Annotated in this window: 14 protein-coding genes; 5 read left to right on the top strand and 9 right to left on the bottom strand. The window is 66.8% G+C overall.

Annotation, left to right across the window (positions count from 1 at the left end; genetic code table 11):
- Positions 1-12: 12 nt before the first annotated feature.
- Entirely contained in the window at positions 13-774 is a 762-nt protein-coding gene (locus tag EPO55_RS22165; RefSeq protein WP_296339487.1) for an SDR family NAD(P)-dependent oxidoreductase, read from the bottom strand.
- A 79-nt stretch (positions 775-853) separates the two neighbouring features.
- Between EPO55_RS22165 and EPO55_RS22170 the strand changes: the two genes are divergently transcribed.
- Both EPO55_RS22170 and EPO55_RS22175 read left to right on the top strand, forming a co-directional pair.
- On the top strand, positions 854-1,216 hold the full coding sequence (locus tag EPO55_RS22170; protein ID WP_296339489.1) for a YkvA family protein: 363 nt from the start codon (positions 854-856) through the stop codon (positions 1,214-1,216).
- Between the two features lie 88 nt (positions 1,217-1,304).
- Positions 1,305-1,736 carry a YHS domain-containing (seleno)protein gene (locus EPO55_RS22175; protein WP_296339491.1) on the top strand — a complete coding sequence of 144 codons (432 nt, stop codon included), beginning with the start codon at positions 1,305-1,307 and terminating at the stop codon, positions 1,734-1,736.
- A 6-nt stretch (positions 1,737-1,742) separates the two neighbouring features.
- Here EPO55_RS22175 and EPO55_RS22180 read toward each other — a convergent pair whose 3' ends face one another.
- The 5 genes from EPO55_RS22180 to EPO55_RS22200 form a co-directional block, all read right to left on the bottom strand.
- On the bottom strand, positions 1,743-3,602 hold the full coding sequence (locus EPO55_RS22180; RefSeq protein WP_296339492.1) for a tetratricopeptide repeat protein: 1,860 nt from the start codon (positions 3,600-3,602) through the stop codon (positions 1,743-1,745).
- A gap of 51 nt (positions 3,603-3,653) precedes the next feature.
- Complete coding sequence (locus tag EPO55_RS22185) at positions 3,654-4,556, bottom strand: DMT family transporter (RefSeq protein ID WP_296339494.1); 903 nt, start codon at positions 4,554-4,556, stop codon at positions 3,654-3,656.
- Positions 4,557-4,571: 15 nt separating this feature from the next.
- Entirely contained in the window at positions 4,572-6,107 is a 1,536-nt protein-coding gene (locus EPO55_RS22190; protein WP_296339495.1) for an AMP-binding protein, read from the bottom strand.
- A gap of 1 nt (position 6,108) precedes the next feature.
- Complete coding sequence (locus EPO55_RS22195) at positions 6,109-6,642, bottom strand: GNAT family N-acetyltransferase (protein WP_296339496.1); 534 nt, start codon at positions 6,640-6,642, stop codon at positions 6,109-6,111.
- Between the two features lie 69 nt (positions 6,643-6,711).
- Entirely contained in the window at positions 6,712-7,341 is a 630-nt protein-coding gene (locus EPO55_RS22200; protein ID WP_296339497.1) for an outer-membrane lipoprotein carrier protein LolA, read from the bottom strand.
- Positions 7,342-7,461: 120 nt separating this feature from the next.
- Here EPO55_RS22200 and EPO55_RS22205 point away from each other — a divergent pair, with 120 nt between their 5' ends.
- From EPO55_RS22205 to EPO55_RS22215, 3 genes are read left to right on the top strand one after another with little or no spacing between them, the layout of a single operon-like run.
- Entirely contained in the window at positions 7,462-8,589 is a 1,128-nt protein-coding gene (locus EPO55_RS22205) for an LLM class flavin-dependent oxidoreductase (protein WP_296339498.1), read from the top strand.
- Between the two features lie 29 nt (positions 8,590-8,618).
- The gene (locus tag EPO55_RS22210; protein WP_296339499.1) at positions 8,619-9,479 is read left to right on the top strand and encodes a c-type cytochrome; all 861 of its coding nucleotides are present in this window, start codon (positions 8,619-8,621) and stop codon (positions 9,477-9,479) included.
- 59 nt (positions 9,480-9,538) lie between these two features.
- Positions 9,539-11,269, top strand: coding sequence for an ABC transporter ATP-binding protein (locus EPO55_RS22215; RefSeq protein WP_296339500.1), 1,731 nt, complete (start codon positions 9,539-9,541; stop codon positions 11,267-11,269).
- On the opposite strand, the gene EPO55_RS22220 is transcribed toward EPO55_RS22215, so the two are convergent.
- Genes EPO55_RS22220 through EPO55_RS22230 form a run of 3 tightly spaced genes read right to left on the bottom strand, consistent with a single transcriptional unit; the run spans position 11,194 to position 13,948 of the window.
- Positions 11,194-12,144, bottom strand: a complete 951-nt coding sequence (locus EPO55_RS22220; protein WP_296339502.1) for a hypothetical protein — start codon at positions 12,142-12,144, stop codon at positions 11,194-11,196. The genes EPO55_RS22215 and EPO55_RS22220 overlap by 76 nt on opposite strands.
- 29 nt (positions 12,145-12,173) lie before the next feature.
- The gene (locus tag EPO55_RS22225) at positions 12,174-13,136 is read right to left on the bottom strand and encodes a phytanoyl-CoA dioxygenase family protein (RefSeq protein ID WP_296339503.1); all 963 of its coding nucleotides are present in this window, start codon (positions 13,134-13,136) and stop codon (positions 12,174-12,176) included.
- Entirely contained in the window at positions 13,133-13,948 is an 816-nt protein-coding gene (locus tag EPO55_RS22230; RefSeq protein WP_296339505.1) for a phytanoyl-CoA dioxygenase family protein, read from the bottom strand. The genes EPO55_RS22225 and EPO55_RS22230 overlap by 4 nt, the downstream gene beginning before the upstream one ends.
- Positions 13,949-13,978: the final 30 nt, after the last annotated feature.

Genomic DNA, 13,978 nt, shown 5'->3' on the forward strand with positions numbered 1-13,978 from the left:
CGCCGTCCCGCCCTACTTCGGCGCCATGCGGATGGCGCCATCGAGGCGGATGGTCTCGCCATTCAGCATGTGGTTCTCGACGATCGACATGGCGAGCTGGGCGTATTCCCTGGGATCGCCGAGGCGCGAGGGGAACGGCACTTGCGCGCCCAGGCTCTTCTGCGCCTCGGCCGACAGGCCCATCATCATCGGCGTCAGGAACAGGCCGGGCGCGATGGTGCAGACGCGGATGCCCATGCTGGAAAGATCGCGGGCGATGGGGAGCGTCATGCCGACCACGCCGCCCTTCGAGGCCGAGTAGGCCGCCTGGCCGATCTGGCCGTCGAACGCCGCCACCGAGGCGGTGTTGATGATGACACCGCGCTCGCCGTCGTCCATCGGCTCGGCCTGGCTCATCGCCCAGGAGACGAGGCGGATGACGTTGAAGGTGCCGATCAGGTTGACCTGGATCACCTGGGCAAACATGCCGAGGTCGTGCGGGCCGTTCTTGGAGATGGTACGGGCGGCGCGGCCGATGCCGGCGCAGTTCACCGCGACCCTCGGGGCGCCCAGCTTCTCGACGACCGTCTTGACCGAGGCCTCGGTGTTGGCGGCATCGGAGACGTTGGTCTTGACGTAGAGGCCGCCGATTTCCTTGGCCTTCTTCTCACCGAGCTCGTCCTGAAGGTCGAAGATCGCGACCTTGGCGCCGGCCGCCGCCAGCGCCGACGCCGTGGCGCCCCCCAGACCCGATGCGCCGCCGGTGACGATGGCGGCCTGACCCTTGACGTTCATTTGTGTCCTCCTTGAACGGGCGTTTTTAGCACGCCCGACCCTCTTGCCAAGCAGGCCCGCCCGCCCAACCTTTCAACCCATGAGCAACTCCACCGAATTGGTCGGGAAGCTGGCCGCAAACCAGAACACGGTGAGCCGGGGTTTCTGGCAGAAGGCCCGCAAGACCCTGGGCCGCGTGCCCTTTACCGAGGACGCCGTGGCGGCATTCTACTGCGCCACCGACAGCGCCACGCCGCTGCCGATCCGCGCCACCCTGTTCGGCGCGCTGGCCTATTTCGTGCTGCCGATCGACGCCATCCCGGATTTCATGCTGGGGCTGGGTTTCACCGACGACGCCGCGATCATCGTGGCCGCGCTCACCGCCGCCAAGGTCCACATCACCGACGCCCATCGCGAGAAGGCCCGCGCCTGGCTCCTCAAGGAAGCGGCACAGCCGGCCTAGCGAAGCGGTTTCGAACAGCCGGCGGATGCTCCATCCCTTGATGGCTTCAGGCCTTGCTGCCATCATTGAACGATTGGAGCCTCTACCAATGACTATCGCTCGCCGGTCCCTGCTCGTCTTCGCTGCGGCCCTCGCGGCGTCACCGGCGATGGCCCAAAGCACGCCAAGCGACGCCAAAGTTGCGATTCACGGCTACGACGCCGTGGCTTATTTCACCCTGGGGCGGCCAGAGCAGGGCAATCCGTCGACCTCGTACCAATGGGACGGCAGGCGTTACCTCTTCATGAACGAGGGACATCGCGAGCTTTTCGCCCGCGATCCCGAGAAGTACGCGCCGCAGTTCGCGGGGCTCTGTTCAGCCGGCATGTCGGCTGGCAAGAAGATCGAAGCCGATCCCAAGAACTGGATCATATCCGATGGCCGGCTCTTCCTGTTCTCGGGCGCGACCGGGCCGGAACAGGCACGCAACGACCCCACGCTGCTCAGGCGCGCCAACGCCAATTGGATCAAGCAGCACTGATCGAGTTCAGTCCGGACGCAGGCCCGCCTTGCGCAACCCTTCGATCACGAGCTGTCGCTGACCAGCGTCGCGCAAGCGGGTGCCGAATCGGTCGGCATCGAAGAACGGGTCGATCTTGCGCACCGTCGCGACGGCTCGCGCAGTGTCGTCCGGCCTATCGAGCTGGGCATAGGCGATTGCCAGCAGCACGTAGAGCGAGCCGAAGCGCGGTGTCGAGCTGGCGTGGCGTTCGATCAACACCCGCGCCTGCTCGGGCTCGTCCAGCAGGATCAGGCGGAGAGCCTGATTGAACAGGTGGTCCGGTCTCGACGCCGTGGTCGGGTCGAGCCGGCGCGCCAGGTCCGTGGCGCGGCCCGATTCGTCCAGCCGGCCGACCCACAGGAGGACCGACGCCCGCGAATAGTAGGCCTCGGCGTCGCTGGGATTGATCGCCAACGCCCGGTCGATCGATGCCATCGCATCGTCGTAGCGGCCGAAATACGTGAGAATCTGGCCGAGCAGCCCCAGTGCCCGCACGTTGGCCGGATCGAGCCGCAGGGCTTCGCGCAGCTGCGCTTCCGCCTCCTGGGCCGCTTCGACCGGCGATTCAGTAAAGCCGTACTGGACGTAGAAGTAGAGCACCCGCGCCAGGCCGACGCGCGCGTCGGCGAAGGCCGGGTCGGAGGCCATTGCATGCTCGAACAGGGCGCGCGCCTGCACATGGGCCATCCGCGTATTGGTTTCGAGCAGAGCGCGGCCACGCAGCACCAGGTCGTAGGCGTCGAGATTCTCCGTCGGCTTGCGGCGTGCGCGCTCCCGCTCCATGCGATCGACCTGGGAGGCAAGCGAGCCGGCGATCTGCTGCACGAGTTCATCCTGCAGCACGAACAGGTCGCGGGTACTGGCATCGAAGCGGTCGGACCACAGGACGCGCGCGCCCTGCGCGTCGGTCAGCCGGGCCTGGACCCGCACCCGGTCGCCGGCGCGGCGCGCGCTGCCCTCGACGACGTAGCGGGCGCCGAGCTTCTGGACAACTTCGTCACTTGCCGCCTGGCGCCCCTTGAACGGCATGACGGCGTTGCGCGAAAGCACCGCGAGCGAGGAGAAGCGGCCCAGCGCGCCGATGACGTCGTCGGTGATGCCGTCGCTGAAGTATTCCTCGCCCAGATCACCACTCTGATTGGCGAACGGCAGCACGGCGATCAGCGGCGCGATCGACTGCACCACGCCCGGAACCGGAACGCGCGGCAGGGCAAAGAAGGCGACGATGCCGGCCACAGCGACGGCGGCGGCGGCGAACGCCGCCAGCAGGCGGCGCGGCAGACGACGATGGCGTGCCGCCCGGGCCGGTGCGCCGGCGGCATCGGCCGGCACGACGTCGAAGACCTCGACGGGTTCGACCATGTTCTTGAGCGCCAAGGCGCCGCGGGACACGAAGCGTGCCGCGAGCTTACCCTCCGTCTGGTCGCGCACAAGCCGCGACACCGACACGCCGCCCGGCGATGCGACCGCCTCCAGGCGCGCCGCCAGGTTGACGCCGTCACCATAGCGATCGTCGCCATCGACGACGATTTCGCCCAGGCTGACGCCGATGCGGAACTGCCCGGGCGCGGCGGAGCCGGTCTCGGGCATTTCACACTGGATGTCGACGGCGCATTGCGTGGCCGAGACGGAGCTGGAGAACTCGGCGAGAAGCCCGTCTCCGGTTGTCTTGAAGACGGCGCCGCCGTGCCGCGCGATCGCCGGTTCGATGACCGCGGACCGTGCCTCGCGCAGCGCCCGCAGGGTCGCCGCCTCATCGGCCTGCATGTGCCGCGAATAGCCGACCATGTCGATCGCCAGAATTGCGGCGAGCCGGCGCGTCTCGAGCGGTCGGTCGGTCGACATCGCGTCAGCATGCCGCCTGCCCTCCTGCGCGTCCAGACAGCCGGGCGCGGCCTAGCTGCCGATGGCTGCCCTTCTTCGCTCGCGGGCGAGCTGGTGCTCGCGGTGGGCGATGTAGAGCGCCGAGGCGATGACGATGGCGGCGCCGACGTAGGTCCAGATCACCGGCATCTCGCCCCACACCAGCCAGCCCACGAACACGGCGAACGGCAGGCGGAGATACTCGAACGGCGCCACCGCCGACATCTCACCGGCCTTGAAGGCCTGGACCCAGAAATACTGTCCGACGGTGGCGGCCAGCGCGATGCCGACCGCCAGGGTCCAGCCCCACAGGTCGGGCCAGCGCCACACCCAGATCGCCGGCGCCGCCAGCAGGAGCGTCGAGAAGATCGCAAACTGCGTCAGGATCATCAGCGGCGTTTCCGAATCGGAGAGACGCTTCACCAGCAGGATCGAGATCGCCACCGTGGCGGCATTGGCCAGCGCCACCAGGGCGCCGAGCTGCAGGCTGCCCTCGCCCGGCCGCACCATCACCAGCACGCCCGCGAAGCCCACGACCGTGGCGGTCCAGCGCCGCCAGCGCACCTTCTCCTTGGCCAGCACGACGGCGACCAGGACCGAGAACAGCGGCTGCGAGAAGGCGATGGCCGTCGCGTCGGCCAGCGGCAGCATCGAGACCGCATAGAAGCCCAGCACCATCGAGGCGGTGCCCATGAAGGTGCGCCAGAAATGGCCGGCGAGGCGCTTGGAATGCCAGGGCTTCACGCGACCGGCCAGGATCATGGGCAGCAGCAGGACGAGGCCGATGACGGCGCGGAAGAAGGCGGTCTGGACGCTGTCGATCTGTTCCGACAGCAACCGGATCATGACGCCGGTCGAGGTGAAGATGAAGCCGCCGCTGACCAGCCACAACGCGCCCTGCACGTTCGGCGGCAGGCGTCGCAGCCAGGCGAGCACTAGATCGTCCGCCCTTCAGATCTTGCGGTCATGGCCGGCCCAGTAAGGTGCGCGCAGATCCTTCTTCAGCACCTTGCCGACCGGGCTGCGCGGCAGGGCCGCGATGAAGTCGACCGACTTGGGCGCCTTCACGCCGCCGAGCTTGTCCTTGGCGAGATGGATCAGTTCCTCGGCCGCCACGGTGGCGCCGGGTTTCAGTTCGACCACCGCCTTCACCGCCTCGCCCCACTTCTCGTCGGGCACGCCGATGACGGCGCAGTCCTGCACCGCAGGATGGCTCCACAGCACCTGCTCGACCTCGCTCGGGAAGACGTTGAAGCCGCCAGAGATGATCATGTCCTTCTTGCGATCGACGATATAGACGAAGCCGTCGGTGTCGATGACGCCGATGTCGCCGGTATGGTGCCAGCCGAAGGTCGAGGCTTCTTCCGTGGCCTTGGGGTTGTTGTAGTAGCCCGACGTGACCAGGCCGCCGCGCACCACGATCTCGCCGCGCTCGCCGCGCGGCAGGATCCGGCCCTCTTCGTCCATCACCTCCAGCCGGACCAGCGGCGAGATCTTGCCGCAGCTCGCCAGCCGATGGCGGTTGTTGCTTTTCAGCGCCTCGACATGGTCCTTGGGCGAAAAGAAGGTGCAGATCATGCAAGCCTCGGCCTGGCCGTAGGTCTGGGTCAGCACCGGCCCGAAGACCTCGATCGCCTCGACGAGCTTGTCGACCGACATCGGCGCCGAGGCATAGACGAGATTCTTGAGCGAGCTGTAGTCGTATTTGCGCACGTCGGGATGGGCCAGCAGCATGTAGATCAAGGTCGGCGGCATGTAGATGTGCGTGACCTTGTGCTTTTCGATCGCCGCGAGGATGCCGCCGGGATCGGCCGTGCCCATGAAGATGTTGGTGCCGCCGAACGGCAGCATGGGAAAGGAACAGACGCCGGCCGCGTGGGTCATCGGCGCCACCATGAGATGGACCGGCGGCGCCTCGAGCGGCATGCAGGCCCAGAAGATCGAATTCATGGTCTCGATGTTGCGGTTGGTGATCTGCACGCCCTTGGGCCGGCCGGTGGTGCCGCCGGAGCTGGCGAGGAAGGCCACGCCATCGGGATCGTCGGGCAGGTCGGGCGCGGCGGCCTCGAAGCGCGCCAGCCACGCCTCGAACGACGGCAGGTCGAGGCAGACGAAGTCCTTGATCTTGGGGCAGGCCTCCCTGATGCGCGGCAGCGCGGACTCGAAGCTCGAATGGTAGAAGAGGAATTCCACATCCGTGTTGTTCAGGATGTAGAGATTCTCCTCCAGAGCGTTCCGCGCATTGACCGGCGCCCAGGTGACCCCGGCGCGCACGATGCCGAGCAGGCAGGCGTAAGCCGCGGCATGGTTGGGACTGTAGACGGCGGCCTTGGCGCCGCGCCCCAGGCCGGCCACCAGCAGGCCGTTGGCGACGCGGTGGCTCTGGCCGCGCACTTCGGCATAGGTCCAGCCGCGGCTGCCGTCATGCAGGCAATGGCGCTCGGGGAAGAGATCGGCGCCGCGGTCGAAGTAGTCGATCAGGCGCATGTCAGCGCTCCGCCGGCGGCGTGGTGTCGCCGACACCCAGTGGCCGCTGCATCAGCACGCTGTCGAGCCAACGGCCGAACTTGAAGCCGATGCTCTTCAAGGTGCCCGTCATCTCGAAGCCGCAGGAGGCATGGAGCCGGATCGACGGCGTCTGCGCCGAATCGCCGATCACCGCCACCATCTGGCGCTTGCCGGCCGCCGTGCACCGCTCGATCAGCGCCGGCAGCAGCGCCTTGCCGACGCCCTGGCCCACCGCGTCCTTGTCGATGTAGATCGAATCCTCGACCGAGAATTTGTAGGCCGGCCTCGGCCGCCAGTTGCCGGCATAGGCGTAGCCCATCACCCGGCCGGCGCGCTCGGCCACCAGATGGGGCAGCCCAAGATCGAGCACCGCGGCGCGGCGCTTCTTCATCTCGGCAAGATCCGGCGGATCGACCTCGAACGAGGCCGTGCCGTACAGCACATGATGTCCGTAGATTTCCGCGCAACGCGCCACATCGGCCTCGGTCGAGGCCCGCACGATCAGTCCGCTCACGTCTATTGTCCCCCACACCGATCCATGCGGGGACTATAGCGCGTCGACGTCAGGCGCGCGCGCCCGACGCTAGTTGCCGCCGCGCCGAATCGCGCCCGGATCGGGGCCGTCGAACTTGAACAGGGAGTCGGCCAGCTGCATGCCGGACTGCACGTCCTGCAGCGATACGTTCACCTGGTTGCCGCGGTTGTCGATGATCGTCCAGCCGCGCAGCACCATCGGATTCTCGCCGAGGCGGACGATCACCTTGCCCTCCTGCGGCTTCTTCGCCTGGCTCATGGTGACGTGCAGCATGCCGTCGCTGCGTTCGGTCTTCTCGACCTGCAGGTCGCCGCTCAGCGACAGCGGCTCCTTGACCAGGAACGAGGCGGCGGTCCAGCCGATCGGCCACTGGCCGAAGTCCTTCGTGGCGATGTCCCACATCGTCACCTGGTAGCCGTCGGCCACGATCTTGAGCTGCGACGGGGCATCGTATTCGAAGCGCATGCGACCCGGGCGGCGCACATAAAGCGTGCCCTGGACGACCGATCCGTTGGGATTGCTCTGCACGAACCGCGCCTTCAGCGTGCGGATCGAGTTGATGTACTTCTCGACCTCGGCCGTGGACGGCTGGGCTTGGGCCATTTCCTGGGCACCGGCGGGTGCCGCAGCGAGGATCGAAGTGAAGGACAGCAGAAGGGTGGCGAGGAGGATACGCATGGGCTGCATATGAAGATCGAATGCGGCGGAATCAAGCAAACTGACCCCTTTCCAAGCCGGTAAACGCCTGTTTACCATGCGTCGGAACGAATATTTTCCGAATCAAAGGGGGAACCTTCGATGCACGTCGGAATGGCCGCCGTCTTCCAGAACACCGGCCGCGCGCTCAGCGACCGCCAGATCTACCTGAACGAACTCGCGCTGGCCGACATGGCCGAGCCGCTGGGCTTCGAATCGATCTGGTCGGTCGAGCACCATTTCACCGACTACACGATGTGCCCCGACGTGGTGCAGTTCCTGTCCTACATGGCCGGCCGCACCAGGCACGTCCGGCTGGGCTCGATGGTGGTGGTGCTGCCGTGGCACGACCCGATGCGGGCAGCCGAGCAGATCTCCATGCTCGATCACTTGTCCGGTGGTCGCATGATCCTGGGTCTCGGCCGCGGCGCCGGCAAGGTGGAGTTCGACGGCTTCCGCCTCGACATGGGCGACAGCCGCGAGCTGTTCGTCGAGTACGGCGAGGCGTTGCTGAAGGGCCTCGAGACCGGCGTGATGGAATACCAGGGCAAGCACTACAAGCAGCCGCCCGTCGCCATCCGCCCCGCGCCGTTCAAGAGCTTCCGCGGCCGCACCTATGCCGCCGCCGTCAGCCCGGAGAGCGCGCGCATCATGGCGCGGCTGGGCGTCGGCCTCCTCATCATCCCGCAGAAGCCGTGGCGCGAGGTCGAGAAGGAGCTCGCCGAGTACAATACGCTCTATCGCGAGATCAACGGCACCGACGCGCCGCAGCCGATCTCTGCTGGCTGGACCTTCGTCGATGAGAGCGCCGAGCGGGCGCGCGAGATGGCGATCAGGTACATCGGCGGCTACTACCGCACCGTGCTCGACCACTACCAGTTCGCCGGTGAGCACATGAAGAACCAGCGCGGCTACGAGTACTACGCCAAGATGAACGAGAAGCTCGCCGTCTACGGCGACCAGAAGGCGATCGAGTTCTTCGCCGACCTGCAGGTCTACGGCACCCCGGAGCAGGTCTACGAGAAGGTGATGGCGATCCACAGGCAGACCAACAACTCGGCTTACATCGGAGTCTTCTCCTACGCCGGCATGCCGCACGAGGAAGCGGCGCGGAACCTGCGAATGTTCGCCGCGACGGTGATGCCGGAGCTGAAGAAATTCGACGCCGGCGCAGCGATCGACCGCGCGCAGCCGCTTCCCGACTTGCGTTTCGCCGCGGCCGCGGAGTAAGAGCGCTCTCCCCAGGGGGAGAGGAATGCATGCATCGGTCTTTGGCGGCGGCCGCGATGGCCGTGATATTGGGTGTCTGGTCCGGTGCCTCCGCCCAGTCGACGGTCGAGCGCGGCAAATATCTCGTCGAAAGTATTGCCGGCTGCGGCAACTGCCACACGCCGATGGGGCCGAACGGTCCGCTTCCGGGCAAGGCTCTGGCCGGCGGACTTGAGATTGCTCATCCCGGCCTGTTCACGGCCTACTCGACCAACATCACGCCCGACCCCGAAACCGGGATCGGCAAATGGACGGACGCGCAGCTCAAGGTCGCGATCCGCGAAGGCAAGCGGCCCGACGGCTCGCTCATCCGCCCGCCGATGCCCTTCGAACTCTATCGCGGCCTGGCCGATGCCGACCTCGATGCCATGGTGGCCTATCTGCGCACGGTGCCGGCGGTGAAGAACGTCACGCCCAAATCGACATATGAGATTCCGCTGCCTGCCAGCTACGGCCCGCCGATCGACAAGGTGATCGAGGCGCCGCCCAGAACGGACAAGCTCGCCTACGGCGCCTATCTGGCCGGTCCGCTCGGCCACTGCATCGAGTGCCATACCCCGCCGGCCGCCAACGGCCGGACCCAGTACGACACACTGCTCGGTGCCGGCGGCCGCCAGTTCCATGGGCCGTTCGGACTGAGCGTGGCCAAGAACATCACCTCCGACCCCGACCAGGGCCTGGGCAAGTGGACCGACGCCGAGATCGAACGCGCCATCCGCAAGGGTATCGACCGGCAGGGCCAGCCGCTGAAGCCACCGATGGGCTTCGCCTATTACGACAGGATATCGGCCGACGACATGTCCGCGCTGATCGCGTGGCTGCGCAGCCTGCCGCCCAGGAAAACGCCCTGACCGCTGGCGCGAACGGTCCGCTCGGCTAATGTAACGGCCGATGAGAAACGTCCCGTTTGATGCTGGCTGATCTGAAGGCGGCCTGGCAGCTGCGCGGGCCATCCATCGGCCCGCGCCGGCTCGTCCATGTCGCCGTGCTCATCCTGCTGGCGGGCGTGAGCGATGGTGCGGGCCTGGTGCTTCTCGTCCCGCTGCTGAATTCCCTGGGCGCTCCGATGCCCGTCATGACAGGCACCGCCAGCTGGTTCCTCGCGCTTCTGCCGGCCACGCTCGCGGGACTGCTGCTGCTGTTCCTGGCTGTCGCCGTCGTGCGCGCCGTCGTCGCCCGGCTGCAGGAGAATGCCGTCGCCAGCCTGCGTTTCGACTATGCCGTCGATCTCAAGATCAGAACCTACGCCGCCATCGCCAACGCCTCGTGGTCGTACCTGCGGCGCAGGCGGACGGCGGACTTTCACGCCATCTTCGCCACCGAAGTCGACCGCATCGAGCACGGCGTCCAGCTGCTGCTGGAGATCCCGGCCCGCCTCGTCATCTTCCTCGCGCACATCGCCATCGCCTTCGCCATCGCGCCTGCCTTCTCGGCCCTGGCGATTGCCCTCGGCCTTTGCCTGGCCTGGGGTCTGCGGCGCCGGCTTGTCGAAAGCCGGCGCCTCGGCGACGTCGTCTCGGAGGCCGGCACGCGCGTCAGCCGGGAGATCACCGAGTTCCTGCAGGCGCTCAAGCTGACCAAGGCCTACGGCGCCGAGGCGCAGCATGTCGGCGCCTTCGCCGATGCCGTGCAGCAGGCGGAAGGCGCGGGCCTTGCGAACCGCCGCCTGCTCGCCAATACGGAGCTGATCCTGGAGATCGCGACGGCGGTGGTCCTGGCCGCCCTGCTCTGGCTGGCCGTCGACTGGCTCGGGCTGCCGCTGGCCAATCTTCTCGTCCTGATCTTCGTGTTCCAGCGACTCATGCCGATGTTCCAGGACATCCAGAACCTGGCACAGGAATTCGTCCATTGTTCGTCGGCGTTCCAGATCGTGGCGGCAACCATCGCCGATTGCGACGCCGCCGCCGACCGGATCGGACAGACGCCGCCGGAGCGGGTCTCGTTCGACAGGGAACTGCGCCTCGAAGGCGTCGGGTTCGGATACGACGCGGCCGGCGACGTGCTGCGCGACATCGATCTTGCGCTGCCGGCCGGCTCCCTCACCGTCCTGTCGGGCGTGTCGGGTGCCGGCAAGAGCACGCTCCTCGATCTCATGGGCGGACTGGTCGTCCCCACGGTGGGCCGAATCCTGATCGACGGCATCGAGCTGACGGCGGCCCTCGCGCCGGGCTGGCGCCGCTCGGTCGGCTACATGGCACAGGAGGCATTTCTCTTTCACGATTCCATCCGGGCAAACCTCGCATGGGCCGATCCCGCGGCATCGGATGAACGGATGCTCGATGTCCTCGGGCTGGCGGGACTGGCCGAACTGCTGCGCGCTCTGCCGGACGGCCTGGATACCGTCGTCGGCGACCGTGGCACCAACCTGTCGGGCGGCGAGCGTCAAAGGCTCGCCCTGGCGCGAACGCTGCTTCGGGAACCGCGGCTGATCCTGCTCGACGAGCCGGCCAGCGCGCTCGATTCGCAGAACGAGGACCGCATCCTCGAAACCATCGCCGGCCTGCACGGCAGGACCACGATCGTGGTGGTCACGCACCGGCCGGCGGCGATCATGGGCGCCGACCGCTACCTCGCGCTGGTCGACGGCAAGTTGATTGCCAGCCCGAGTGCCTCGGAATCGAAATCGCCGTTGGCGTCGTAGGCGAGCCATCCCCTGGCTGGCGGACCCGATGCATCGCCGAGGACGATTCCGTCGCAGAGCAGACCGGCCACGTAGCTGAACGTTCCGAGCGTCGTGACCAGAATGTCGGCCTCGATCATTTCCCGCATGCTCCAGAGCGGGTCGGCATCGAGAAATAGAGCGCTCTCCGGGATATCAAGCGCATGGAATTCTTCCGCATGTCCCTGGGAGAAGAGGCGTAGCGTGTAGACGACGCCCTGGGCGTCGAGCACGGAGCGAAGCCGCGCGAGCGTTCGGGCGAGGCGCGGCAGGTCGGTCGAATCCCCTGAGTGGAAATCGCGGCGATTGCGCCGGCGGGCATGAACGCAGACGGAGAGAACCTCGTTCTTCCGCGGCGACTTGTTGGCGTAGTACCTGCGGCGGAACTCGAGGATGGTGGCGTCGTCGAAGTCAGGCTCGGACGCTTCGATGCCGAACAGGGCATGCAGCGTCGGAAAGGTGAAGGCGTAGTTGACCGTGTCGCCACCGTCGCGGCGGCTCCGGGATTCACCTTCGCCCAGATTGAAATGCGATTCCCAGGCCTCGGCCCAGGCCTGCATCGGCCGGTCGGCATGATGGATCTGCGAAAAGGGCGTGTGGACGTAGGTGAGACCCGTGGCGCGGGCGAAGTCGATCGCGCGCATCGTCATGAGCGCCTGCGAGCCCGCGCCTTCGTCCGTGGACGCATCGCAGGTGATCTGCCGGAGCTTCGGTCCGCCGCAGAGCTGGCGGAGCCAGGCGCGGAACAGCACGTCCTGCGCCGTGAAGTGCGGAGCGCGTCCGAGGGCTCCCTTCACGACGTTCTTGACCCAGCTGCGCGCGTAGCCCAGCGACCCACCGGCCAGGAACCTCGGCACGACACCCTTAGATGCCTGTGCGGGCGGCGTCATTCTTGCGGCGAGGTTGCTTCAAAGATCCGCTCGGCGAGCGGCAGGTGCCGCCGCAGAAGGGGCTCGAACTCCGTGTACTCTCGAAGCGCCTTGACGATCGCGAACAGACGCGTCCTGAAAGGTGGCAGCGCCGCGCGCGGGTCGATCAACGGCCGTTCGAAGCGACGTGTCTTTGCATCCCGCGACCGAAATTCCAGGGCCAGGCTTACGCGCGGCACGGCACTGCCGGAGTTGGCGCCGCCCCAATGAAGCACATCGCCACGCCAGCCGATCAGCGATCCCGGCGGAACCGGCAAGGCGACGACGTCCTGCAAGGTCTTGCGGAACAATGTGTCCGGCATGCTGTCCTGGGCCTTGATCGCGTCGGCGACCTCGCGCGACCTGCGATCGGGCACCAGGAACATACAGCCGTTCTCCACGGTGGCCTCCGAAAGCGGGATCCAGAGCGACAGGAACGTGTCGCCGCCTCCTCGGCAGTCGTCATGCGGGCGCCATCCGGCCACGCCCTTCGCGTCCGGAACCCAGTGCGCCCAGACGACGGTGTTCTGCACGAAGTCCGGGCCGAGCGAGGCCTCGAGAAAGGCAGATATCGATGGTGTTCGCGCGACGCTCCAGAAGTCGTCGTAGACGAAGGCGAAGGCCACCGGCCAGCCATCGGCGCGGACCGCCCTGGCGATGTCATGCATCCGGGCGATCCACTCGCGATCGAACACCTGTTTCAGACAGAAATAGCCGTCCTCGTCGAGGCGACTCTTCTCGCGAACGGCGTCCTGCAGCGCGATCCGGGCGTGGTCGCCGGAGACGACCTTCTCTTCGATCGAGGCAAAAGGCACCAGCCGCCGCCACCGTTCGACATCGAGCGCAGCTCCGAACCGTTCCGCCACTTCGTCTGGCGACAGTTCCGCCTGCTTCAGCAGAGCCTCCGCCGCGCCGGCAAACCTGTCAGGCGCGCCGCTCATCCCCGGAAGGGCTCGCCCGGCAGCAAGGCACCGCGAACATGCGAGAACAGCGTCCGCATATCCTCGGGAATGCCCTCGAAGAATGCCGGCTCGAAGACCAGGCGCTGCTGAGCCGCCTTGATGAAGTTGACGGGATCCTGGTACCAGCGCCTCGCGTAGGTGGCATAGACCATCGGCCGGGGCCGATCGGACCGGTTCGGCGCACCGCTGTGGATGAGCCGGAAATCCCACAGCACGCAGGAGCCCACCGGAATGACCGGTCGCTCGGGCGGCACATCCTCCTTTGGCCCTAGCCACCGATGGCTGCCCGGCCAAAGGGCGGTGGTTCCCGAAACCTCGTTCATCTCGACCAGGGGCAGAGCGAAGGTGAGCGCGTGCGCGGGCAGGAGCGCCGAGATTTCCGAGCCGAACAACGGCGGGCCGTCGGGATGGGGGTGTTGGGCTTCGGACCCGACGAGCGAGATGATGGCACCGAAAGCCTCGAGGACCGCGTCGTGGCCGAGGACTTCCCGGACCAGGGCGATCACATAGGGATTGGCGAAGACCAGGGGAGCGCCGAGGTTTCCGGACAGGTGAAGCGGGATCATGAACCGCTTGTCGCCGACCTCCAGCGAATCCTCGGGCTCGCGATCTGTTATGTAGTCCTTATATCGGTCGTTGAATTCGTCGTGTAGGCCGCGAACGGCATCTTCGGGAAGGACATGATCGAGGATTGCGTAGCCATGTCGTGTAAAGCAATCGGCCGCCGCGCGAATCTGCTCGGATTGAGCGAGGGCGTCGGTCGAAACGCCCTGACAGTCGATTCTTATCATGCGTACCGCTTACGCCTCCGATATGGCTGT

This window comes from Reyranella sp., from assembly GCF_004296935.1.
Classification (GTDB): domain Bacteria; phylum Pseudomonadota; class Alphaproteobacteria; order Reyranellales; family Reyranellaceae; genus Reyranella.

Excerpts from the sequence above, each read along its gene's own strand:
- EPO55_RS22165 (WP_296339487.1), bottom strand. The coding sequence starts at position 774 with ATGAACGTCAAGGGTCAGGCCGCCATCGTCACCGGCGGCGCATCGGGT.
- EPO55_RS22215 (WP_296339500.1), top strand. The coding sequence starts at position 9,539 with ATGCTGGCTGATCTGAAGGCGGCCTGGCAGCTGCGCGGGCCATCCATC.
- EPO55_RS22170 (WP_296339489.1), top strand. The coding sequence starts at position 854 with ATGAGCAACTCCACCGAATTGGTCGGGAAGCTGGCCGCAAACCAGAAC.
- EPO55_RS22175 (WP_296339491.1), top strand. The coding sequence starts at position 1,305 with ATGACTATCGCTCGCCGGTCCCTGCTCGTCTTCGCTGCGGCCCTCGCG.
- EPO55_RS22190 (WP_296339495.1), bottom strand. The coding sequence starts at position 6,107 with ATGCGCCTGATCGACTACTTCGACCGCGGCGCCGATCTCTTCCCCGAG.
- EPO55_RS22200 (WP_296339497.1), bottom strand. The coding sequence starts at position 7,341 with ATGCGTATCCTCCTCGCCACCCTTCTGCTGTCCTTCACTTCGATCCTC.
- EPO55_RS22180 (WP_296339492.1), bottom strand. The coding sequence starts at position 3,602 with ATGTCGACCGACCGACCGCTCGAGACGCGCCGGCTCGCCGCAATTCTG.
- EPO55_RS22230 (WP_296339505.1), bottom strand. The coding sequence starts at position 13,948 with ATGATAAGAATCGACTGTCAGGGCGTTTCGACCGACGCCCTCGCTCAA.
- EPO55_RS22205 (WP_296339498.1), top strand. The coding sequence starts at position 7,462 with ATGCACGTCGGAATGGCCGCCGTCTTCCAGAACACCGGCCGCGCGCTC.
- EPO55_RS22210 (WP_296339499.1), top strand. The coding sequence starts at position 8,619 with ATGCATCGGTCTTTGGCGGCGGCCGCGATGGCCGTGATATTGGGTGTC.
- EPO55_RS22225 (WP_296339503.1), bottom strand. The coding sequence starts at position 13,136 with ATGAGCGGCGCGCCTGACAGGTTTGCCGGCGCGGCGGAGGCTCTGCTG.